The sequence below is a fragment of the Peribacillus frigoritolerans genome (assembly GCF_040250305.1).
Classification (GTDB): domain Bacteria; phylum Bacillota; class Bacilli; order Bacillales; family DSM-1321; genus Peribacillus.
The window spans coordinates 1,183,896-1,204,811 of sequence record NZ_CP158190.1 but is presented as its reverse complement, the minus strand read 5'-3'; the positions used below and the strand labels follow the sequence as shown (position 1 = coordinate 1,204,811).

General features: G+C 42.5%; 23 protein-coding genes and 1 riboswitch. Of the genes, 8 read left to right on the top strand and 15 right to left on the bottom strand.

Annotation, left to right across the window (positions count from 1 at the left end; translation table 11 throughout):
* Nucleotides 1–73 precede the first annotated feature (73 nt).
* On the bottom strand, nucleotides 74–1,003 hold the full coding sequence (locus tag ABOA58_RS05930; protein WP_133348980.1) for a manganese-dependent inorganic pyrophosphatase: 930 nt from the start codon (nucleotides 1,001–1,003) through the stop codon (nucleotides 74–76).
* Nucleotides 1,004–1,296: 293 nt separating this feature from the next.
* Nucleotides 1,297–1,477, top strand: a riboswitch (cobalamin riboswitch).
* A gap of 138 nt (nucleotides 1,478–1,615) precedes the next feature.
* Here ABOA58_RS05930 and ABOA58_RS05925 point away from each other — a divergent pair.
* The 4 genes from ABOA58_RS05925 to ABOA58_RS05910 all read left to right on the top strand — a co-directional run bounded on the left by ABOA58_RS05925 (nucleotide 1,616) and on the right by ABOA58_RS05910 (nucleotide 5,709).
* A complete protein-coding gene (locus tag ABOA58_RS05925) occupies nucleotides 1,616–3,913 on the top strand; it encodes a ribonucleoside-diphosphate reductase subunit alpha (protein WP_350301611.1) in 2,298 nt (765 codons plus the stop codon).
* Nucleotides 3,914–3,958: 45 nt separating this feature from the next.
* On the top strand, nucleotides 3,959–5,011 hold the full coding sequence (locus ABOA58_RS05920) for a ribonucleotide-diphosphate reductase subunit beta (RefSeq protein ID WP_137023613.1): 1,053 nt from the start codon (nucleotides 3,959–3,961) through the stop codon (nucleotides 5,009–5,011).
* On the top strand, nucleotides 4,983–5,420 hold the full coding sequence (locus tag ABOA58_RS05915; RefSeq protein ID WP_350301610.1) for a flavodoxin domain-containing protein: 438 nt from the start codon (nucleotides 4,983–4,985) through the stop codon (nucleotides 5,418–5,420). Before ABOA58_RS05920 ends, ABOA58_RS05915 begins: the two co-directional genes overlap by 29 nt.
* A gap of 121 nt (nucleotides 5,421–5,541) precedes the next feature.
* Entirely contained in the window at nucleotides 5,542–5,709 is a 168-nt protein-coding gene (locus ABOA58_RS05910; protein ID WP_350301609.1) for a hypothetical protein, read from the top strand.
* A 41-nt stretch (nucleotides 5,710–5,750) separates the two neighbouring features.
* On the opposite strand, the gene ABOA58_RS05905 is transcribed toward ABOA58_RS05910, so the two are convergent.
* Together ABOA58_RS05905 and ABOA58_RS05900 are read right to left on the bottom strand one after the other, a co-directional pair.
* A complete protein-coding gene (locus ABOA58_RS05905; protein ID WP_028393295.1) occupies nucleotides 5,751–5,948 on the bottom strand; it encodes a cold-shock protein in 198 nt (65 codons plus the stop codon).
* 197 nt (nucleotides 5,949–6,145) lie between these two features.
* A complete protein-coding gene (locus tag ABOA58_RS05900) occupies nucleotides 6,146–6,637 on the bottom strand; it encodes a hypothetical protein (protein WP_350301608.1) in 492 nt (163 codons plus the stop codon).
* A gap of 115 nt (nucleotides 6,638–6,752) precedes the next feature.
* Here ABOA58_RS05900 and ABOA58_RS05895 point away from each other — a divergent pair, with 115 nt between their 5' ends.
* Nucleotides 6,753–7,232, top strand: a complete 480-nt coding sequence (locus ABOA58_RS05895) for a GNAT family N-acetyltransferase (protein ID WP_350302804.1) — start codon at nucleotides 6,753–6,755, stop codon at nucleotides 7,230–7,232.
* On the opposite strand, the gene modB is transcribed toward ABOA58_RS05895, so the two are convergent.
* Nucleotides 7,194–7,847, bottom strand: coding sequence for a molybdate ABC transporter permease subunit (modB, locus tag ABOA58_RS05890; RefSeq protein ID WP_350301607.1), 654 nt, complete (start codon nucleotides 7,845–7,847; stop codon nucleotides 7,194–7,196). The genes ABOA58_RS05895 and modB overlap by 39 nt on opposite strands.
* Before the next feature lie 247 nt (nucleotides 7,848–8,094).
* Between modB and spx the strand changes: the two genes are divergently transcribed.
* Entirely contained in the window at nucleotides 8,095–8,490 is a 396-nt protein-coding gene (gene spx / locus ABOA58_RS05885; RefSeq protein ID WP_034314875.1) for a transcriptional regulator Spx, read from the top strand.
* Between the two features lie 55 nt (nucleotides 8,491–8,545).
* Here the strand turns inward: spx and ABOA58_RS05880 are convergent, their stop codons facing one another.
* The 5 genes from ABOA58_RS05880 to ABOA58_RS05860 form a co-directional block, all read right to left on the bottom strand.
* Nucleotides 8,546–9,976, bottom strand: coding sequence for a HAMP domain-containing sensor histidine kinase (locus ABOA58_RS05880; RefSeq protein WP_350302803.1), 1,431 nt, complete (start codon nucleotides 9,974–9,976; stop codon nucleotides 8,546–8,548).
* Complete coding sequence (locus tag ABOA58_RS05875) at nucleotides 9,966–10,655, bottom strand: response regulator transcription factor (protein WP_350301606.1); 690 nt, start codon at nucleotides 10,653–10,655, stop codon at nucleotides 9,966–9,968. Before ABOA58_RS05875 ends, ABOA58_RS05880 begins: the two co-directional genes overlap by 11 nt.
* Nucleotides 10,656–11,199: 544 nt before the next feature.
* On the bottom strand, nucleotides 11,200–12,123 hold the full coding sequence (locus ABOA58_RS05870; protein WP_350301605.1) for a cation diffusion facilitator family transporter: 924 nt from the start codon (nucleotides 12,121–12,123) through the stop codon (nucleotides 11,200–11,202).
* Nucleotides 12,124–12,330: 207 nt separating this feature from the next.
* Nucleotides 12,331–12,462 (bottom strand): hypothetical protein, encoded by a 132-nt coding sequence (locus tag ABOA58_RS05865; RefSeq protein ID WP_272492837.1) that lies wholly within the window; start codon nucleotides 12,460–12,462, stop codon nucleotides 12,331–12,333.
* A 98-nt stretch (nucleotides 12,463–12,560) separates the two neighbouring features.
* Nucleotides 12,561–13,304 carry a metallophosphoesterase family protein gene (locus ABOA58_RS05860; RefSeq protein WP_350301604.1) on the bottom strand — a complete coding sequence of 248 codons (744 nt, stop codon included), beginning with the start codon at nucleotides 13,302–13,304 and terminating at the stop codon, nucleotides 12,561–12,563.
* 216 nt (nucleotides 13,305–13,520) lie between these two features.
* Here ABOA58_RS05860 and ABOA58_RS05855 point away from each other — a divergent pair, with 216 nt between their 5' ends.
* Nucleotides 13,521–13,664 (top strand): YjcZ family sporulation protein, encoded by a 144-nt coding sequence (locus tag ABOA58_RS05855; protein ID WP_350301603.1) that lies wholly within the window; start codon nucleotides 13,521–13,523, stop codon nucleotides 13,662–13,664.
* A gap of 137 nt (nucleotides 13,665–13,801) precedes the next feature.
* Here the strand turns inward: ABOA58_RS05855 and ABOA58_RS05850 are convergent, their stop codons facing one another.
* Nucleotides 13,802–14,767 carry an NAD(P)H-dependent flavin oxidoreductase gene (locus ABOA58_RS05850; protein WP_350301602.1) on the bottom strand — a complete coding sequence of 322 codons (966 nt, stop codon included), beginning with the start codon at nucleotides 14,765–14,767 and terminating at the stop codon, nucleotides 13,802–13,804.
* Between the two features lie 80 nt (nucleotides 14,768–14,847).
* On the opposite strand from ABOA58_RS05850, the gene ABOA58_RS05845 reads away from it, so the two are divergent.
* Nucleotides 14,848–15,360, top strand: coding sequence for a gamma carbonic anhydrase family protein (locus ABOA58_RS05845; RefSeq protein ID WP_350301601.1), 513 nt, complete (start codon nucleotides 14,848–14,850; stop codon nucleotides 15,358–15,360).
* 77 nt (nucleotides 15,361–15,437) lie between these two features.
* Here ABOA58_RS05845 and paaX read toward each other — a convergent pair whose 3' ends face one another.
* The 5 genes from paaX to ABOA58_RS05820 form a co-directional block, all read right to left on the bottom strand.
* The gene (gene paaX / locus ABOA58_RS05840) at nucleotides 15,438–16,319 is read right to left on the bottom strand and encodes a phenylacetic acid degradation operon negative regulatory protein PaaX (RefSeq protein WP_350302802.1); all 882 of its coding nucleotides are present in this window, start codon (nucleotides 16,317–16,319) and stop codon (nucleotides 15,438–15,440) included.
* Between the two features lie 85 nt (nucleotides 16,320–16,404).
* On the bottom strand, nucleotides 16,405–17,181 hold the full coding sequence (locus ABOA58_RS05835; RefSeq protein WP_350301600.1) for an enoyl-CoA hydratase-related protein: 777 nt from the start codon (nucleotides 17,179–17,181) through the stop codon (nucleotides 16,405–16,407).
* Between the two features lie 13 nt (nucleotides 17,182–17,194).
* A complete protein-coding gene (locus ABOA58_RS05830) occupies nucleotides 17,195–18,403 on the bottom strand; it encodes an acetyl-CoA C-acyltransferase (RefSeq protein ID WP_350301599.1) in 1,209 nt (402 codons plus the stop codon).
* On the bottom strand, nucleotides 18,400–19,272 hold the full coding sequence (locus tag ABOA58_RS05825) for a 3-hydroxyacyl-CoA dehydrogenase (RefSeq protein WP_230177278.1): 873 nt from the start codon (nucleotides 19,270–19,272) through the stop codon (nucleotides 18,400–18,402). Before ABOA58_RS05825 ends, ABOA58_RS05830 begins: the two co-directional genes overlap by 4 nt.
* Nucleotides 19,273–19,392: 120 nt before the next feature.
* Nucleotides 19,393–20,910, bottom strand: a complete 1,518-nt coding sequence (locus ABOA58_RS05820; RefSeq protein ID WP_230177277.1) for an aldehyde dehydrogenase family protein — start codon at nucleotides 20,908–20,910, stop codon at nucleotides 19,393–19,395.
* Nucleotides 20,911–20,916 lie beyond the last annotated feature (6 nt).

Below are 20,916 nucleotides of genomic sequence, written 5' to 3'. Positions count from 1 at the left end.
GATGGTTGAGTCTTTTTTTTGCATGTACAGAGAAAGGATGCCCAAATTTTTAATGAGCATCCCTTTTCCTTTATTACTTGCTGAATACGTCCGTTAAGACCGGCACGATTTGTTTTTTACGCGATACAACGCCTTCTAAGACGGCGATGTTGTTGTTTAATGACACGTCGTATGCTTTTTCCACTGCATAAGCTGCTTTACCAAGAGCCAAGGCAACAGAATCATTAGTCAAGATATCCGTTACGACGAATAGGAATAAGTCCAATTCCTTCACAGCGATTACCGCTTCAATCGCCGCTTCCAATTCAGCTTGCTTAGCAAGGACCTCGTTCGGATCAACAGCATTTACCTGTGCTATCTCCACTTTAGCCATTCCCATGGAGAATTCCTTTGCATCAAGAGTGATAAGCTGAGCAATCGTTTTGTCGCTCAAGTCAGCTCCCGCCTTCAACATTTCCAAGCCATATGTTTCAGCGTCGACTCCCGCAATGGCAGCCAATTCCATAGCTGCTGCAACGTCTTGCTCCGTGCATGTAGGTGATTTGAACAATAAAGAATCGGAAATGATGGCAGACAGCATAAGACCTGCGATCGCTTTAGGAACTTCAATGCCGTTTTCTTTATAAATTTTATTTAAAATGGTTGCCGTACAGCCAACTGGTTCCGCACGGTAATATAAAGGATCGCTTGTTTCGAAGTTAGCGATACGGTGATGGTCGATAACTTCCAACACACGGACTTGGTCAATATCTTCAGCACTTTGCTGGCGTTCGTTATGATCGACCAGGATTACGCCATCAGCTTCCCCTGCCACTTTTTCCACAAGACGGGGAGCGTCGAATTTGAATTGGTCCAATGCATATTGCGTTTCACCATTCACTTCACCCAGACGAACTGGTTCAGCGTTGATACCTAACTGCTTTTTCAGATCTGCATAAGCGATTGCTGAACAGATTGTGTCTGTATCCGGGTTTTTATGTCCAAAAACTAATACTTTTTCCAAGATTTTATCCCCTTTTTCATAAATATTTTTCCGCGAATCCCCTCACCGCAATAAGGGAGAGCCACCTTTACTAGACACTTTATTTTAACACAAAATCCAGTAAAATCAGCGCTTGAATTATCCATTCCCCAATAAAATCTTTCATTACTTCACCCTCTGCCATCACTTTGTCAATAGATAAGGGTTGGTTTTTTTCAAATATATTAGTTGAATTATCATCGTATATGGCTTACGATAATATAAGCAGAAATACTAGATATTGATTACATAAACAATACCAATAACTATATATAGAATTTTTTATAATCCAAGGTGCCAGTGATGGCTGAAAAGGGAATCCGGTGTAAACCCGGAACTGTCCCCGCAACTGTAAATGTGACGAAATGAGAAACCCACTGTATAGCTCTCTATACGGGAAGGACTCAAAGTAGGATGATCATGAGTCAGGAGACCTGCCTTGAATTTTTCACGTTTCTTATTCTTCGGGGATTGAGATGATGAAACGATAGTATAACGGCTATTTTTTCATGGCTCTTTTATTCTATCGTTTGATCCGCTCAATTCTTTGGGCGGTTTTTTTATTTTAGCGGAAGTTAACAAGGAGGATTATTAATGACTCAAACATATAACTCTACCATAAGTGAAAATGACACAGAAACGAAATCCATCCAGCTTGAGATGTTATCGAAGGAATTCGAAGGCCGTCTCGATATGGAAAAGTTCAAAAAGCGTTTTACAAAATGGCTTGATCGCAAAAGTGACTCAACCGAAGAACAGGCATCAAAAAAACTGATTCAGCTCGCTCTTGAAGGTGTGGATATCGATGCTCCGGATTGGACATTCGTTGCTGCAGCAGAACTGTTGAATACAATGTATAGGGATGCACAAGCCAATCGAGGTTATGAAGGCAAGAGTTATGGCCCATTCTATGAGCTGATCACAGAACTCTCCCAGCTTTCGGAAGGTCAGCGTTATCCAATTTATAAACCAGAACTGCTATCTTCATATACAAAAGCGGAAATTGAGGAATTGGGTTCGGTGATCGACCCGGAAAAAGATAAATTATTCTCTTACATAGGCATCTACTTATTGAACGACCGCTATCTGGCCCGCCCAAAAAAGGACAAGGTCTACGAATTGCCGCAAGAACGTTTCATGATCATCGCGATGGAAATCATGCGAATGGAAAAAACGGAGCACCGCCTGCAACTTATAAAAGAAGCATACTGGGCCATGTCCAACCTTTATATGACCGTTGCGACTCCTACACTCTCCAATGCAGGTAAAACACATGGACAGTTAAGCTCTTGCTTTATCGACGCAATTGAAGATTCCATTGATGGCATCTATCTATCAAACTACGATGCAGCAAAAGTATCTAAATTCGGCGGCGGTGTCGGCCTTTACGTTGGTAAGGTTCGCTCGCTTGGTTCTGATATCCGGGGTTTCTCTGGAAACAGTTCCGGCACGACGCCCTGGATTCGACTATTCAACCAGACAGCGGTAAGTGTCGATCAATTGGGGCAACGTAAAGGCGCCATCGCGATTTACTTGGATGCCTGGCATAAAGATATCATGAGCTTCCTCGATTTAAAGACACAAAACGGGGATGACAGATTAAAAGCACATGATATTTTTACAGGCGTATGCATACCGGATTTATTCATGGAGGCTGTGCGCGACAGAAAAGAATGGTATCTTTTCGATCCGCATACCGTTAAGCAAACCCTTGGATTTTCACTTGAAGATCTTTATGACGAGAAGAAAGGCGAAGGAAGCTTCAGGAATCATTATGCACTTGCTGTCGAGGCCGCAGAAAATGGCACGCTTCCAAACTATAGCTTTGAAAAAATCAATGCGATGGACATCATGAAAAGCATCATGATTTCTCAATTAGAAGAAGGCGTACCGTATATGTTCTACCGCGATGAAGTTAATCGGAAGAATCCCAATAAACATAAAGGTATGATTTATTGTTCTAACCTTTGTACGGAGATTGCCCAAAACCTAAGCCCTTCGACGATCACGGATGAATATGAAACAGAAGATGGAGATGTTGTTGTGGTTCGTAAAAGCGGCGATTTCGTTGTCTGCAACCTTTCATCCATTAACTTGCCACGAGCGGTGGGCAGCGATGTTTTGGAAAGATTGATTCCCATTCAGATCCGTATGCTGGACAATGTCATTGATGTGAATAATCTTCCTGTCAAACAAGCATCCATCTCGAACAAACGTTACCGGGCAATTGGTTTAGGAACGTTTGGATGGCATCATTTACTTGCCACACAGAATATTTATTGGGAATCCGATGAGGCTGTTCAATATGCCGATGCTTTATACGAAAAGATCGCTTACTTAACAATCAAGGCATCCAACGAATTGGCCAAGGAAAAAGGATCATACCCATATTTTGAAGGATCTGATTGGCATACAGGGGACTATTTCGAACTGCGTGACTATACAGATCAAAAATGGATGGATTTAAAAGCAGACGTGCAGGAACACGGGACCCGTAATGGATATTTAATGGCGATTGCCCCCAATTCATCGACAGCCAAAATCGGTAATTCCACGGATGGCATCGACCCTTTGTATGAAATTGAATTTTACGAAGAAAAGAAAAACTTCAAATTCAAGGTGACCGCACCAGGCTTGACGCCAATTACGTATGAATATTATAAAAAGACGCGATTCAATTTGGACCAACTGGAAAGCATCAGGCAAAATGCAGCCCGACAACGCCATATTGACCAAGCAATCAGCTTTAATCTGTATGTACACAATACAATCAAAGCGAAGGTCCTGTTGGATATCCATTTAACTGCATGGGAAAGCGGGTTGAAATCAACGTATTATGTTCGTTCGACTTCTTCCGAATATGACAATGCCTGCGAAAGCTGTTCAAGTTAATGACAATCATGACCCAGTAATCTATTCTTAAAGGAGTTTTCACGAATGACCAATCATATCAAAAAAATTCGGATGCTTGAACCGACGCATCCAACCAAGGCAACCGGTGTTTTCAAAGGAGAAGCTTCAGGCTTCCTCCTTTGGAACGATATTCAGTATGAAAAATTCTATGATACCTATACACAGCTCATCAATAACTTTTGGAAGCCTTCGAGCGTGAACATGATTCAGGATAAAAAGCAGTGGGGCGAATTGGACGAAGATATCCAGGATGCTTTTCTCGATATCCTTACGATGATTGCTGGAATGGACAGTCTTCAAACGCCCACATTAGTAGAAATCCTTCGGTACATCAAAGATCCGGCGGCAAAAGCTATCCTGGCCAACATGGCCCAGCAGGAATCGATCCATAATGAATCTTATTCCTATATCCTTGCTTCCTTGATTCCGGTAGGCAAGCAAAAACAGCTTTTCGACCGCATCAAAGAACATCCTGAAGTGATTAAGCGTAACCAACCGATCGTTGATGCTTATCAAACGTTCGTGGACGATCCCAGCCCACAGCATTTATTCGAGGCATTGATCCATTCAACGAACCTTGAAGGGATTTATTTCTATCTGGCTTTCGCCTTTTATTATAATTTAGGTCGCCAAAATCTAATGACCGGTTCCGCTACGATGATATCCTATATTCACCGCGATGAAATGGTCCATTTCGATTTCATTGGAATGCTCATTCAAATCTTGATGTATGAATATCCTGAGTTAAATAATGAAGAAAACACGAAGTTCATCTATACAACGATTGAAAAAGCAGTCGAACTCGAAAAGGAATGGTCTGAATATATGCTCGAAGATATCCAAACCAAAGCCGATCTTGATTTGGAAGAATTCAATGAGTACATCGAATATATCGCCAACAAACGGTTACGTATGCTAGGCCTTGAAAATTTGTATAAAGAGTATGGCGAGAACCCGATGCCATGGATCAAAACGTTCGATGATGAATCCATCGGACTTACCAAAACCGATTTCTTTGAACAGAAATCAAGGACATACAGTCAAGTAAATGCCAGCAATGGGTTCGATGAGCTGTAAAGTTGCCATTGTCTATCATTCTGCCGGCGGCAATACAAAAGCGCTTGCTGAAGCCCTCGCTTCCCTTATACCTGAAGCTGGACTATTTCGAATGGATGAATTCGATTTACGTACATTGCCGGATTACGATGCATTGATCGTCGGCACCTATACATGGGGCAATGGGGAGCTTCCCGCTAAATCAGCAGCCCTTTATAAAGAACTGGAACAATTGCCTATTGCTCATCTGAAAACGGGAGTCTTCGGCACTGGTGAAACCAACTATAATCATTTTTGTGGGGCGGTCGATCATTTCCGGGACATGTTATTTGCCAAGAGCCAGTTATTGGTGACATTGAAGATAGAACAGATGTATCAAGAATCAGACTTGCCCAGACTTCAAAAGTTCGCCTCGCGATTCCAGAACTGACTGAAAGGGGATATGCATGTTCGCATATCCCCTTTCAGTGTTTTTTTAAAAAACTTGGCTCCCTCCATCATAGCAGCCGTAAGCATGAAGTATAATGAAAGAAAAAAGGAGATAATATCCAATGACTGAAAATATAACCCAGTTCCTTCCTATCCTTTTTATGCTAGTGCTTGTCGTATTCGTTATATTCATCGTGTTTTTCCTGTCAAGGCATTTTAATCGTTCTAAACGGATCGAAGAAAAATTGGACAAAGCATTAAAGGAAATCGCCGAAATAAAAGCAAAATAAAAAGACTCCAAAATCGGAGTCTTTTTTTTATATGCGTTCAATTATTTTTGAACGTTAGCTGCTTGTGGTCCACGAGCGCCTTGCTCGATTTCGAAAGAAACTTCTTGGCCTTCTTCAAGCGTTTTGAAGCCTTCTCCTTGGATAGCTGAGAAATGTACGAATACATCGTCTTGGCCTTCAACTTCGATGAAACCGAAACCTTTTTCTGCGTTAAACCATTTTACTTTACCTTGTACCATGATAGTTCCTCCTGTGTTTGGAAAAATCCATTTTATTACTATTTTTGGTTCTGGATAATGTTTCAAGAGGAATCCTATTACAGTAAATCCTTCTATCAAACTTTTCCGAACAAAAATAATTACTCATATTATATCATGGGAAATCCAAAAAAAACAAGAATATCGCAGTAAATCAACCGACAAATTATCCTAAAATTCTACATATTCCTCTTCTTGCTTTGTCGGAAGCCTTCGTCCAATAAGTAGCGCTCCGCCTCTATCGGACTCTCGAAACATTCCTCAAGATTCGACCCTGAATAAACATTCCAAAGCAGGTCTTCCCTTTCAAGTGTAAGCTCTTGCTTTTCAGGGCCAATCCATGCCCCTTCCAACCTAGCGAACTCGTTTTCCTCTTCTTCGACTTCAACCGGAGGTTTTGATAGGTAATCCACGCTTTTTTGGATCAATTCTTTCAATTCCGCTTCATTATAGTCACGTATATTGATAAACCCTTTACGGTCAGTGTCTTTTTTTCTCATATGCCCTGCGTAAACGAATCCATTTCCATTGGGATGCAAGTGCTGAACGACGATTTTTTTCTCCTGGACGCTATCTGGATAATGGAAGTTCACACGTCCCAATGAAACGTCTTTTCGCTGTAATTCCGGAAAAGTTTCAATGATGCTCAATTTTTCTTCAAATGTTAACAAATTTCTTCCTCATTTCATTAGTTCATATTGTTTGTCGATTATAACATAGACTGATTAGAAACAATAATTTCCCTCTTCCATTATAATGTAAGGAAAGGGAGTGATTTGATTGATCATGACAATTCGGGACCTGGACACCGATTATGGCCTGCAGCTTTTTAAACTTCAGAAAGAAGCCTATAAGGTGGAAGCGGATATGATCGGCTTTGCCGATATCCCTCCATTATTGGAAACATATGAACAATTCATTCATTGTCATGAAACGTTTTTATGCTTTTTAAAGGGTGATGCCTTAGCGGGTGCAATATCTTATACAAAAGAAAATGGTCAAATACTGATTTGCCGGATGGTCGTCCATCCTGATTATTTTCGGCAGGGTATCGCGGATGCACTGCTGCATGCTCTTCAATTACACGGCGACTGGGAAAAGATATCCGTTTCGACCGGTAAAATGAACCTGCCTGCACGGAACCTTTACGAAAAAAACGGATTCACCCATAAAGAGGACGTAGAAGCCGCACCTCTCTTTTTCATAAGCAAATTCGAGAAACAGCATTCATTTTATGTATGTCACGATAAAAAGCATAATGAATGAAATGACAATGATTACCGCAACCCATAGCCAGGCTAATGTCATATTCCCGGAGTCCATGGCGATATAAATCGCGGTCGGTATGGTTTGTGTCTGTCCGGGAATGTTTCCGGCAAACATGAGCGTTGCCCCGAATTCCCCCAATGCACGCGCAGAACTCAAGATGGCACCTGTGACGATGGATTTGACCGCCAATGGAAGGGATACATTCAGGAATAATCTCCACTCGCCGGCCCCGTCAACCCTTGCTGCATTTTCGATTTCTTCATCGATACCTTCAAAGCCCGTTTTAGCGGATTGGTACATAAGCGGAAACGCTACCACGGTAGATGCAATGACCGCCGCCCACCACGTGAACATTAGGGGCTGATCAAAAACCCTTTCAATGAATTGTCCCGGCATTCCACTCTTGCCAAAAATCACAATCAATAAAAACCCCACGACGGAAGGCGGCAAAACAAGCGGCAATAAAAACGCTGTTTCCAACAGGACTCTTCCCCTGAATTTCTTTTTAGCCATCATTCGCGCTAGGATAATTCCTAAAATGAAAACAAGGATACCCGATAGTCCCGCTACTTGTATCGATAGCCTGACTGGTGACCAAAAATCCCCTGTCATGATACCATCCGCACATCACTGTTAAATAACGGTCTATGCAGGTCCTTTTTCGGCATCATTACCAAAACCGTTTCTTTTTCATTAAAGGCAGATTCCATTTCATTTTCTCCCTTTCTTTTTAAAATAACATTTAAGTTTATTTTTCTTGACATCTTGCTGACACAAAGGAACGTTAAAGTAAGAGTATCACAAATATAAAAATAATTTCATTCCAATAAACTTGAAAACTTTGAAGGAGTCGATTTTAATGGTAACAATTTATACTACCCCAAGCAGTTTAGCCTGTCGTAAAGCAAAAGCTTGGCTTAAGAAGAACGAAATTTCCTTTAATGAACGTAACCTATATTCCCAACCTCTTTCTATAGAAGAAATAAAAGAGATTTTACGTAAAACTGAAGGCGGGACAGATGAAATCATCTCAACCCGTTCCAAAAAATTCAAAAGCCTGAATATCGATATAAATAATACACCACTTAATGATCTTTGCAAGCTTATTCAAGATAACCCGGATTTACTTCGCCGGCCAATCATTTTCGACCATAAGAACTTGCATGCAGGATATAATGAAGAAGAAATGGGACGCTTCCTTCCAAGGAAGGTCCGTCATGTACAATTATGGCGTGCAATCAGCCAATTGGCTTAATCAGTTAACATTCTGCATAATAAGAGGGTTGTCCATTACATCGGACAACCCTTTTTTATATCTTATCCGCTTTCTCTATGATAATCGTGAAGGTGGTGCCTTGTTCATCGCTATCCTTAAGCACAAGATCTCCCTTTTGCGCTTTTGCGAGCATCTTACTGAATGGCAGTCCCAAACCTAACCCACGTACCTTCAGCTTTTTGTTTTCACCTCGATAAAATGGTTCGAACACATATTGCTGTTCATGTTTCGGAATCCCTCGCCCGCTGTCAAGTACATCAATGCAGATCCGTTCTTCATCCTTTTCATAAAGGTGAATCGCTATTTTCCCTTTGCCGTCAAGTGCATGTCTGGCATTATTCAAAAGGTTAATGACGATTTGCTGCATCCGCAATGAATCAATTTGACCAAAGACCGGTTCATCAGGAACTTTTATCTCAAAAGCGAACGCTTGATCATCATCCTGGGTCACCTGCCAGCGATAGGCGATTTCCTTGATGAATATATTGATATTCTCTTTTTGCACCCGGATTTTAAAAGCGCCTGCCGATATGGCATTATAATTGAGTAAATCCTCTATCATACCTTGTAAACGCTGAGTTTCCTTTAAGGAAATATCGAGGAATTCCTTACTTTGCTCTCCCTTAACGACATCATCCTTAACCGCTTGTATCAGTCCGCTAATGGAAGTGACTGGCGTTTTCAAATCATGGGTTACGCCTGCAAGCAATTCCGCCCGCAGCTTCTCCATGACCTTCAATCGATTGGTCATTTCCTTAAATGATTCTATCAGTTCATAAATTTCTTCTTCCTTGATTTCCTCTTCCTCTTTGAAATGGATATCATAGTTGCCTTCACGAACCTGGACAGCGGCGTTAGCTACGTCTTGGATGGGGCGCGAAATCTGCCTGGAAAGAAAATAAATGACTCCCGTTCCCAGAATCAGAAGTCCTCCAATCATGATCGCCAACAAGCCATGATCTTGGTTGATTTCCTTCAATGCCCCTTCTTCCTGGGCAATGACCACCCAGCCTCTCGTCTCATCGTTAAACGTAATGGGGGATTTGACAACATATACTTTGTTGTCGGAAATCTTGACCTTCTGGACTAACTCCGTATTTTTCATGATGACGTCCGGGAGTTTATTTTCATCCGGATCGATATACAATTGTGGCATCGTATATATGATGGTGGCATCGGGATCGACGATATAGATGATTGGCTGTTGGTTCAGATGGAGGATTTTCTCCCTTTCCTCAACAATTTCCGAAAGGATCGGGCCAACGACAATCTGGCCATTTTCCTTAATCGCGCGATCGGATGTTTCATCAGCTAAGTATTTAAGAAGGCTGAGCCTATATTCCAAAGCCGTTTTTTCCATCCACCATAAGGAAAAAACAGACAATAATATCAAACCGGAAATCAAGGTCAATACGTACCTCTTTGTCCAATAGCGTTGTAAAGTGGTTCTTTTTTTAGTTTTCATAGACACTCAATTGATACCCCAATCCACGCAATGTTTTTATTTCCCCCTCAGTTACAGGCCATGCATCTATCGCCTTCCTGATTCGTTTGATCGCCAGGTCCACCGCACGGTCACTGCCGTCATAATCTATGCCCCACACTTGGTCAAGCAGCTGTTCTCTCGTGAAAATTTGATTAGGGTGCTTAGCGAAAAAAACGAGCAGCGACAAATCACGCGGCGTCAAGTTTATCTCTTCCCCATTTAAATGAACCATATAAGACAGATCATCGATGGTTAAACTTCCAAATTGATGTACATGACCATCTTCCGTAACAACCGATGATGATCTTCTTAAAACGGCATGCACCCGGGCCACGACTTCTTCGGCAACAAAGGGTTTGGAGATGTAATCATCCGCACCTGACTTAAATCCCGATAATCTGTAATCGACATCTGTCAGTGCAGTCAACATGATAACCGGACATGTATCGTCCTCCCGAATTTCCTTCAGTATATCCCAGCCTTCCTTACCAGGCAGCATGACATCAAGCAGGACAAGGTCTGGCTTCGTTTCTTCAAACACCGGAATGGCCTTTAGCCCATCGTAAACTTGGACTACATCAAAACCTTCCCGCTCCAAATATGCTTTCAATACCATCGATATGGCGATTTCATCTTCTACGACAAGAATTTTCTTCATTGACGGATTCCTCCTTCCTGAATTATAGTGGAATCATTTTATATATGCTAACTATTAAAAAGACCAAGCATTTTCCCTCAATCCTACCATTTTTATGTGTCAGGATTATGTTCGCAGTAAAATTAACCGATGTTTTCACATAGTAACCTTGTTGTGTAAGTGATCTCGATTCATTTTAACAGGAATGCTTCTGCATGGTCGTAAAAATCATCCAGAAAAAAACTATGATCCCCTTATACACTCTTAAGAGGCTGGCTCTAAACTGAGCCAGCCCGAGTTTGTAGACAAAAGGGTTTTTATCTAAATTTCAAAACAGAGTTGATTGGAACGGAAGGTGCGAGACTCCTGCGGGAAAAGCGCGTCAAGGGGAGACCCCACAGGCGCAAAAGCTCCGAGGAGGCTCCCGGACCGCCCGCGGAAAGCGAGTGCCTGGAGTGGAAATCGACGTTCCAGGTTTTATAAACCTAAATAAAATTGAGACTAACTTGTTCTACATTGAGTTTGTCTACAGTCTGAGGCTGGCTCTAAACTGAGCCAGCCCTTTTCAATTACATGTCTCGTGTGGATTCGGACAGCCCGCTTCCTGTCTTTCCACTTGGATCGTGCTATGTTCAATCCCAAACTGATCATGAAGTAGTTTTTGCGCTTCTGCTAAAACTGAATCGTGATTACCGCTCTCATCTATGACAACATGGCAGCTCATTGTCAAAAAGCCAGAGGTGATCGTCCAGATATGGAGATCATGTACATCGGATACACCATCCAATTCCATCAAGGATGCTTTCACTTCATCCATATCGACTTGGTCTGGTGTGCCCTCCATCAAGATATGGAAAGAATCCCTCACTACCCTAAAACCGCTTATAATGATTAAAATCGCGACTATGACGCTCGCAATCGGATCTGCAATTCCCCAATCGAAAAAGTAAATCAAAAGTGCGGCCGCAATGGCACCCACAGATCCAAGCATATCACCAATAACATGTAAAAAAGCACTCCGTATATTCAGATTGTCTTCCTTATCTCCGCTCATTAAAATCCAGGCCGCAATGATATTAACAAGTAAGCCGATGATTGAAATCATTAGCATTCCCAAGCTTTGCACCTCAGGGGGATCCAGGAACCTCTTAATTGCCTCTACGAAAATGAATACGGATATGACGATCAAGGTCAATCCATTCAAACAAGCAGCAATGATTTCAAACCGTTTATATCCAAACGATTTGGACGATGTCGCTTTCCTTTCCCCCAACCTTATCGCTGTATAACTAAGCCCTAAAGCTGCAGCATCGCTAAGCATGTGACCTGCATCTGACAGTAAAGCCAGACTATTTGTCAAGAATCCGCCAATGACCTCGACGATCATGAATGTGGAGATTAATAAGAAAGATGCCAGCAAGGCTTTTTTATTATTAGAATGGTGGTGTCCGTGCCCATGATCATGGGAGTGACCATGATGATGTCCCATGCCATCCCTCCTCTCGGATTTGAAACTTATATATAGTATGGGATAAATCCAGAATGGTTTCAAATGATTCACTTCCGGGATTCACTGGCTGTAAAACGAGTGATGGAATCAGGAGGACGTGATCTTTTACGGAAATCCAAAATTCTGGCTTCAGCCATTTCAACGTAAAAATAAACGCTACAGACATTACCTGCAGCGTTTTCCCGTTTATCCTTCCTCTTGCATCGTATCATCGACAATGGCGTACAGATCCTTATTGAACAATTCATCATTACAGACAAAACTGTGCCGTTCCATCTCTTCCTGCTCTTGGTTTACCACCTGTTCCTTTTCCTTCATGACCTACCTCCACCTTCGTTGAGTTTGCCTATTATCGTATCCACAGGCATGTACCTTTATGCTCAACATTTCCCCATACTTCATCTTTTTTAAACGTCCTAGACCTGCTGGCCGCCATGGAAGGCACGTATAATGAATTCATGCTCTGGGACTTGTAAGCTTTGATACGATGACAGGAACGATGTATTATCATAGGCGACTTTTTCAAGCTTTACCTGAATACCGGTATTTTCAATCGCAACAATCGCATAAGGAGCAACTGGTTCACCATTACAGCCAAGAGAACCAGGGTTCAGGAATATCGTTCGGTCATTTTTAAAAAGGTGGATAGGATGATGATGTCCAAATCCTATTAAATCGTGATGCTGATCTTTGAAAAGCGTTTCTAAGTTATTTAAACTCGGTTCAACGATTTTACTAAATGGATTTTGGCTTATGTGCTCATCCAATTTCTTCGATTCCATGTGATAATGGGTGAAGTAAACGGAGTGATCATTAATGATATGATGTATGGTTCGAGGCAATTTTTCCAATTCATTTATGAATTTCCAATGCATCCTTTCAGCTATCCATTCATGATGCTCCTTAACATGAATATGACCGTCCGGATGAGGCTCCCCGTTAACGATGGCCAGGACAGCTTCATCATGATTTCCAGTTATCATCGATAAATCATTTCTTGAAAATAAAAGTTCAAGGACTTCATTAGTTTCCGGGCCAATCCCGACCATATCTCCCAAACAATAGAGACGATCTATATCTTCCCTTTGATCAATATCCCTAAGAACGGCTTTCAACGCTGAAGCATTACCATGCACATCCGTTATAATGGCAACTTTCATGAGTTAGTTCAGCTCCCTTCCCCCACAATCCACATGGTATATTATAACATTTAAAACAAAATCAAAAAAATATTCGGGCTTATTCCCTTGATTTTGCCTACGCCCATTTTTTATGAATAAGCAAACACTTCGGCCTAGAATACATAGTATGAAGTATTCCCGGTAAAGATGTTTTGCTAGGTATGTAATTCATAATATGTATGAGGAGGAAATCAAATGGGTGGAAATGGTAACGAATGTTGTGGAGGCAGCCACGGCGGTTTCGATAACGGATTCGCATTGCTGATCGTATTATTCATCTTGTTGATCATCATTGGATGCAGTTGGGGATTCGGCGGCGGCTTCGGTGGATGCTGCTAATAATGACATAAATCAAAAAGGCGCCTGATCATGGCGCCTTCTTTGTTATGAATTAACTATTAGTTTTTGTCTTTGTATTCCATAGAATTTTCCTTATTACATATAATCCATTAGAAATGAATATCGGTACCCCGCTCTCAAATCATAAAAGGGGCAGAGAGCCTCCTCAATCCATCTTCCATTTGTTTTTTTGCATCTTTCATCATGCCATCAAGTAATTCTTTTACCGTGGGTATATCGTCAATCAATCCGGCAACCTGGCCGCTGTTCATAAAACCATTGTTAACATCCCCGTTCATCGCGCCATTAATATGATGGACCTCAGAGGTCATTTCACGATAATTCACAGGAGACAGCCCCTGTTTTTCCAAATCCAGGACTTTCTCGGTATATGGGTCCTTCAATACCCTTCTGACCTGGCCAAACGTTCTGCCCAAAATTACCGTATCATTGCCCATAGCTTCGATCAGTTTCTGTTTATATGACGGATGGAACGGTGCCTCTTGTGTAGCGATCAGCCTGGTTCCCAATTGGACTCCTGAAGCCCCCAGCATCAATGCCGCTGCCAAACCCCGTCCATTGCCTATTCCGCCAGCTGCCAAAACCGGGAGCGTCACATGCTTGCTGATTTGCGGAATGAGTGTAAAGGTCGTCATTTCCAGGTTCGAATTGATCCCGGCCGCTTCAAACCCTTCTGCGACCAACACATCAGCCCCTGCAGCTTGCGCTTTTTGCGCGTGCTTGACCGACGCAACGATGGCAATCACTTTTATATTCTTTTTTTGCAATAGCGGAATGAAAGGGGCAGGATTTCCTGCAGATAAGGAAACTACAGGTATTTCATGCTTCAGGACAAGATTCACTAACTCATCTGTATATGGACTAACATTTATTGGAATGTTCAACGCGAAATTGTTATTGGTTTTATCTTTGGTTTCGAGAATGATGGCTTCCACCTGTTCAGGATTCATGGTACCGCACCCTATTGTCCCAAGTCCTCCTGCATTGGATACTGCAGCCGCAAGACTTGCATTGCTTATATTCCCCATGCCGCCTTGTATAATGGGATATTTTATCGCAAAAAGTTCACAAATATATTTCACTTTCATCCCTCCCTGTCAATTTAATGTTATACTATATTCATTAGAAAAACAATTCTGACTTTTCAAAAAGGAGCGAGACTATGATTATTCTGTACAATAATAAAAAACCATCCATTGATGATACTGTTTTCGTGGCACCCGGCGCTCATTTAATCGGTGATGTTTCGATCGGGAAAGACTCGACCATTTGGTTTAATTCCGTACTGCGCGGTGATGAAGATTCAATTACAATAGGAGAAAAATGCAGTATTCAAGATAATTCAACCATTCATTTATTTGAAGGATGCCCAGTTGTCATTGAAGACGAAGTGACGGTTGGTCACAATGTCATCCTGCATGGCTGTAAAATAGGCAAACGCTCCATTATCGGTATGGGATCAACGATATTGGATAATGTAGAGATCGGCGAAGAATGCATCGTCGGAGCGAACACATTGATTTCCTCTGGCAAAATCATCCCCCCACGTTCACTGGTTATTGGTTCCCCGGGGAAAGTGGTTCGCAGATTGAATGATAAAGATCTTGAATTGATCCAACTTTCAATCGATACATATGTTCAAAAAGGAAAAGACTTCAAAGGGATACTTGATTAAGTAAAAGCAAGAGTCGAAAATGATAATGTGAAAAGAGCCTCGGCAAGTCGTCATTAGCGACTGGCCGAGGCTCTTTTTCACTTAATGATCAGTGGATGGTCCTTGGCATTATAGGTTTCGTCTTTCCGGCATAAATCATTGTTTTCCTGAAATACGCTTTCAAAGAAACGGCTTGCTGGTTCAGCCAAGACTTGATAATACTGGCTAAATAAAAGAGCAGCATGATTCCCATTCCACTTTGAAGGCAGAAGTTCCTTTGGCAGGCCCGGATCGATAAATAAAAATTTACGGTATTCATGCACCAAATTCGTTCGTTCCACAAAACAATCAGCATCGGACATTTCGCCCCTGCTAATGATGCTTTGATGAACGATGAATTGTTTGCTGTATTTCTCGATGAATTCTTCATATTTACTTTCAATCTCTTCTAAATGCCAGCTCTTCTCGACAAGCGATTGATTTTCCTTTGGACCTTTGTACTCCGAAATGAAAAAATCAACATATTCATCTATGTCATATTTCTCGATCAAGCGATTGATTTGTTTCTCCAAATCATTAGGGGAAATCCAGCAACCACTTGAAAAGCTGCCAAACCCGCTCCATAATAATTCTTTACGGAGATCATCCCGTAATTGCCGCTTATCTTCAGGGATCGTGTACATTAAGATACGCCATTTACCGTCCCATTCATTCGGTTTCATCTTATATATGCGGTTGGCCGCTTCATCCATTCTCTGCACACCGCGATCAGTCAAAAAGTAATAGCTTTTATTTCCCTGCTTCTCTGATTGAATCCAACCTTGCTTGACCATTCGTGAAACGGCTACACGAACGCCCTGCTCATTATGGCCGAATTCCTTTAACAAACGAATTAAACTGCCTATCCAGATTTTACTTCCATAGTTACGGATATAATCGCCGTATATCGTAAAAATCATGGATTGTGTATTAGTACCTATCTTTCTCACCTCGTCCTGACATTGTTACTATTTTCACACGGAAGACATAATAATTATTATATCTTTTTTAAATGAAAGCGCAATATTATTCACCAGTAAATCGTGCTTTTCTCCGTTCACTAAATGCCAGGAGCGCTTCCGATCTGTCTTGAGTCGGGATGGTCAATTCATAGGCTTTTCCTTCTATGGCCATTCCGGTTTGCAAGTCCGTATTCATTCCTTGGTCAATCGCATATTTGGCTTGTTTGACTGCAATCGGCCCGTTTTTCATGATATTGGCTGCCAATTCTCCACAAGCTGACATTAGTTGATCCCTTGGCACGACCTTCAAAAGGATCCCTAATTGATATGCCTCTTCTGCAGTCAATTTTTTAGCGGTGAAGATCAATTCCTTCGCTTTCATTTCTCCAATCAATCTCGGCAGCCGCTGTGTACCGCCTGCCCCAGGAATAATGGCCCAGCTAGTTTCAGTGAGCCCCAAAGAAACACCTTCGGCAGCAATTGCAAAGTCACATGAAAGCAGCCATTCAAATCCTCCCCCCAATGCATATCCATTGACGGCAGCTATGGTTGGCTGCGGAAGCCCTGCGATACTATTAAAAACATCACGAATCGCCTTAACGTTCCTTCTTACTTCCGCATCATTCAAAGACTTTCTTTCTTTCAAATCCGCTCCCGCGCTGAATGCTTTTTCCCCAGCACCGGTGAAAATGACGACACGGATATCGCCGTCATAAAAAACTGCATCGATGACTTCCTGAAGTTCACAAAGTGTCTCATAGTCGAAGCAGTTCAATACGTCGGGCCGATTCACTGTTATATAACCGATTTGATTTATCACTTCATAAATAACCTTGGACATGAGTCTCCTCCCCTTAATTTGTTTCGATATTTTCTATAATGGCGGATATGCCTTGGCCAACGCCTACACACATCGTCGCAAGACCATAGCGTACTTTCCGCTTTTTCATTTCGTGGACAAGTGTTGTTAAAATACGCGCCCCGCTTGCACCGAGCGGATGGCCAAACGCTATTGCTCCGCCGTTGACATTCACTTTCCCCTGATCCAATTTCAACTGGCGGATGCACTCCAAGGATTGGGAAGCGAATGCTTCATTCAATTCCACTAGCCCGATGTCTTCAATCGCCAAGCTTGCCCTCTCCAATGCCTTTTTAGTGGCATGGATCGGACCAAGGCCCATAATGGACGGTTCCAAACCCGCTACCGCCCCTACAACATATTTGGCCAGTGGCTTCAATCCAAGCTCCCGTGCTTTTTCTGCACTCATCAAAAGTAATGCCGAGGCTCCATCATTTACACCTGAAGCATTACCGGCCGTTACAGTGCCGCCTTTAAAGATTGGTTTGAGTTTTTCCAACTTTTCGATGGTCGTGTCAGGACGAGGGTGTTCATCCTTCTCGATAATGACCTCATTCCCTTTACGATCTGTATATCGAACAGGTACGATTTCATTAATGAAACGCTCATTTTCCACTGCTTTTTTCGCTCTTTGCTGGCTTTGATACGCGAATTGATCTTGGTCCTCCCTTGAAACCGAAAAACGCAGGGCGACGTTTTCAGCCGTTTGAGGCATGGAATCCGCACCATACATTTCTTTAAGTTTCTCATTCGTGAAACGCCATCCAATCGTTGTATCCTGAAGCTCCATTGAACCCCGCGGAAATTCACTCTCAGGTTTGGCCATGACGTACGGCGCCCTTGTCATGCTTTCAGTACCGCCTGCGATATAAATATCGCCTTCACCAACTGCAATGGAGCGTGCAGCGTACATGACGGCATCCAATCCGGAGCCACATAAACGATTTATTGTCGTTCCACCTACATTTACCGGAAGACCAGCTAAAAGGGCGGACATCCGGGCCACATCGCGATTATCCTCCCCAGCTTGATTTGCATTCCCGAAAATGACATCCTCAATTTGATCAGGCGGCAGCTCTGGATTGCGATCGGTCAGCGCCTTGATTACAATTGCACCGAGGTCATCCGGTCTAACGCTTTTCAAAGCGCCTTTATATCTTCCGATTGGTGTTCTCACAGCATCAATGATCACAACATCCTTCATTTCCTCACCAGCTCGCCGTCTTTTGTATAATCGTACACACCTTTACCTGACTTACGGCCGAGCCTGCCAGCTTTAACATACTGTTCAAGGAGGGGAGCCGGGCGGTATTTCTCACCAAGCTTACTATGTAAGTATTTTAAATTATTCAAACGGGCATCCAGTCCCACCAAATCACCTAGCTCAAATGGTCCCATTGGGTAATTCAACCCTAACTTTATTGCCTTATCGATTTCCTCTGGTGTGCCTAAACCTTCTTGAAGCATAAAGAACGCTTCATTTCCTACCAAACAGCTGATCCTGCTGGTAACAAACCCAGGGAATTCATTTATGACCACTGTTTCTTTTCCCATTTTTCCGGCTACCTCTTTTATTACGGCGGCCGTTTCATCGCTGGTTTCAAGACCACGTACAATTTCAACGAGCGGCATCTTTTGTACAGGATTGAAAAAATGCATGGCAATCGTTTTTTCGGGACGTTTTCCATAAGAACCAATTTCCGTCGGGCTCATCGTGGACGTATTGGTTGCAAAATAACAGTCTTCTTTTGCATGGACTTCAATCGTTTCGAAGACTGCCCTCTTTATTTCCGCCTTTTCCGGAACTGCCTCTATGATCAAGTCGGCATATGCTGCTGATTCTTTCAAATTGGAAGAATAGGAAAATCTGCTTTTTGCAGCTGCCGCTTCTTCCTGGGTGATTTTTTGGTAGCGCACACCCTTCTCGAATATGGCATCTATCTCGTTTCTTGCACTTTCCAAAGCATCCTGATTCACATCCACCAGTACTACATTAAAGCCTCCTGTTGCTCCTACATAAGCTATTCCCCTGCCCATGACACCAGATCCGACAATCACTAGATTTCTAATCATTCGTTCATTCCTCCTTCAAAAATAAATAGAGCTGGCTGCGGATGAATCAGATCAGCATTCATTCATACTTGAATTACTTTTCCGACATACCGTTCAGCCAGCCGCCTATTTTATGTTTTATTAAATTCCAAAGGGATTTAAGGGACGGCTTCCATGATAGGAAATGATGCTTTTCGTTTCTGTATAAAGATCAAGTGTCTCAATACAAAGTTCCCTGCCGAATCCTGATTGCTTATACCCTCCGAAAGGTGTTCCAGGAAATGCGGAGAATGGGCAATTCACCATGACGATTCCCGCTTCTATTTGATTGGCCACTCTAGTCGCACGCCCGCCGTCTTTTGTCCAGAGGGCTGAACCTAAACCGAATTCCGTATCATTCGCGAGTCTCACGGCTTCTTTTTCATCTTTGAATTTCATTATGACAACGACCGGCCCGAATATTTCCTCTTTCACAACATCCATATCATGATTGACATTCGCTATGACCGTCGGCTCATACCAATAACCGTTTTCGAAACCTTCGATGACCGCTGGCTTTCCTCCTGTGAGGATTTTCGCTCCATCAGTAATGGCAGATTGTACATAATTGTCGATGACATCCAATTGCCCTTGATCTATGACTGCACCGACGTGTGTTTCTTTATCGAGCGGATTGCCCAATTTCAATTTTTTCGTTTTTTCTACGAATCTGGCAACGAACTCATCATATATGTCTTCGTGAACGTATAAACGGGATCTAGCTTCGCAAGACTGCCCAGTATTGTAGAAAATGCCATATAATGATCCATCGATAGCCGCTTCAAGGTCTGCATCCTCAAAAACAATATTAGGGGACTTACCGCCAAGCTCCAATGTCACCCTTTTTAATGTCTGTGAAGCTTTGCCCATGAGATCCCTGCCGATTGGCGTAGAACCCGTGAAGGCCACCTTATTCACTTTCGGATGTTCGACAAGGTAATTCCCTACGTCAGATCCAGGTCCTGGAATGATATTGACCACGCCGGAAGGAACACCAGCTTCTAAACAGATTTCCCCTAATACAATGGCAGTCAGCGGCGTTAACGAAGCTGGTTTAACAATGACCGAACAGCCGACTGCAATTGCAGGTGCAATTTTCCACGCTGCCATCATCATAGGGTAATTCCAAGGGATGATTTGAGCACAAACACCTACTGGCTCTTTTTCCGTATAGTTATGGAATTGACCAGGAACATTATTGACAGATCCGCGGTGTGCAACTAAAGCGCCTGCATAAAACTCGAAATCTTCAATTGCCTGCATGACTTGGCCTTGCGCTGCAGAGATGGATTTGCCGCTGTTCAGGACCTCCAATTCTACCAATTCATTAAAGCGTGAACGCATGATCGCTGCAATTTTGTTCAAAACACGAGACCGTTTGTTAATCGGAGTCCTCTTCCATTTCCCGTTATCAAATGCTTCACGTGCAGCTTGAACAGCCTTTTCTGCATCTTCCTTGGTCGCCTTTGCAACCTTGGCAATGATTTCACCAGTTGCAGGATTATACGCATCAATCGTGGAACCATCCGAGCTTTCCACTCTTTCTCCATTAATGATCAGATGATAATAATCACGCTTCATTTCCGCTTTTTCAAATGCTGCCTCTTGTACTCTAACCATGTAATC

Excerpts from the sequence above, each read along its gene's own strand:
- modB (WP_350301607.1), bottom strand. The coding sequence starts at position 7,847 with ATGACAGGGGATTTTTGGTCACCAGTCAGGCTATCGATACAAGTAGCG.
- ABOA58_RS05875 (WP_350301606.1), bottom strand. The coding sequence starts at position 10,655 with ATGAAGAAAATTCTTGTCGTAGAAGATGAAATCGCCATATCGATGGTA.
- ABOA58_RS05830 (WP_350301599.1), bottom strand. The coding sequence starts at position 18,403 with ATGAAGGATGTTGTGATCATTGATGCTGTGAGAACACCAATCGGAAGA.
- spx (WP_034314875.1), top strand. The coding sequence starts at position 8,095 with ATGGTAACAATTTATACTACCCCAAGCAGTTTAGCCTGTCGTAAAGCA.
- ABOA58_RS05870 (WP_350301605.1), bottom strand. The coding sequence starts at position 12,123 with ATGGGACATCATCATGGTCACTCCCATGATCATGGGCACGGACACCAC.
- ABOA58_RS05860 (WP_350301604.1), bottom strand. The coding sequence starts at position 13,304 with ATGAAAGTTGCCATTATAACGGATGTGCATGGTAATGCTTCAGCGTTG.
- ABOA58_RS05880 (WP_350302803.1), bottom strand. The coding sequence starts at position 9,976 with ATGAAAACTAAAAAAAGAACCACTTTACAACGCTATTGGACAAAGAGG.
- ABOA58_RS05925 (WP_350301611.1), top strand. The coding sequence starts at position 1,616 with ATGACTCAAACATATAACTCTACCATAAGTGAAAATGACACAGAAACG.
- ABOA58_RS05835 (WP_350301600.1), bottom strand. The coding sequence starts at position 17,181 with ATGTCCAAGGTTATTTATGAAGTGATAAATCAAATCGGTTATATAACA.
- ABOA58_RS05855 (WP_350301603.1), top strand. The coding sequence starts at position 13,521 with ATGGGTGGAAATGGTAACGAATGTTGTGGAGGCAGCCACGGCGGTTTC.
- ABOA58_RS05905 (WP_028393295.1), bottom strand. The coding sequence starts at position 5,948 with ATGGTACAAGGTAAAGTAAAATGGTTTAACGCAGAAAAAGGTTTCGGT.
- ABOA58_RS05845 (WP_350301601.1), top strand. The coding sequence starts at position 14,848 with ATGATTATTCTGTACAATAATAAAAAACCATCCATTGATGATACTGTT.
- ABOA58_RS05865 (WP_272492837.1), bottom strand. The coding sequence starts at position 12,462 with ATGAAGGAAAAGGAACAGGTGGTAAACCAAGAGCAGGAAGAGATGGAA.
- ABOA58_RS05825 (WP_230177278.1), bottom strand. The coding sequence starts at position 19,272 with ATGATTAGAAATCTAGTGATTGTCGGATCTGGTGTCATGGGCAGGGGA.
- ABOA58_RS05895 (WP_350302804.1), top strand. The coding sequence starts at position 6,753 with ATGACAATTCGGGACCTGGACACCGATTATGGCCTGCAGCTTTTTAAA.
- ABOA58_RS05915 (WP_350301610.1), top strand. The coding sequence starts at position 4,983 with ATGCCAGCAATGGGTTCGATGAGCTGTAAAGTTGCCATTGTCTATCAT.
- ABOA58_RS05910 (WP_350301609.1), top strand. The coding sequence starts at position 5,542 with ATGACTGAAAATATAACCCAGTTCCTTCCTATCCTTTTTATGCTAGTG.
- ABOA58_RS05820 (WP_230177277.1), bottom strand. The coding sequence starts at position 20,910 with ATGGTTAGAGTACAAGAGGCAGCATTTGAAAAAGCGGAAATGAAGCGT.
- ABOA58_RS05920 (WP_137023613.1), top strand. The coding sequence starts at position 3,959 with ATGACCAATCATATCAAAAAAATTCGGATGCTTGAACCGACGCATCCA.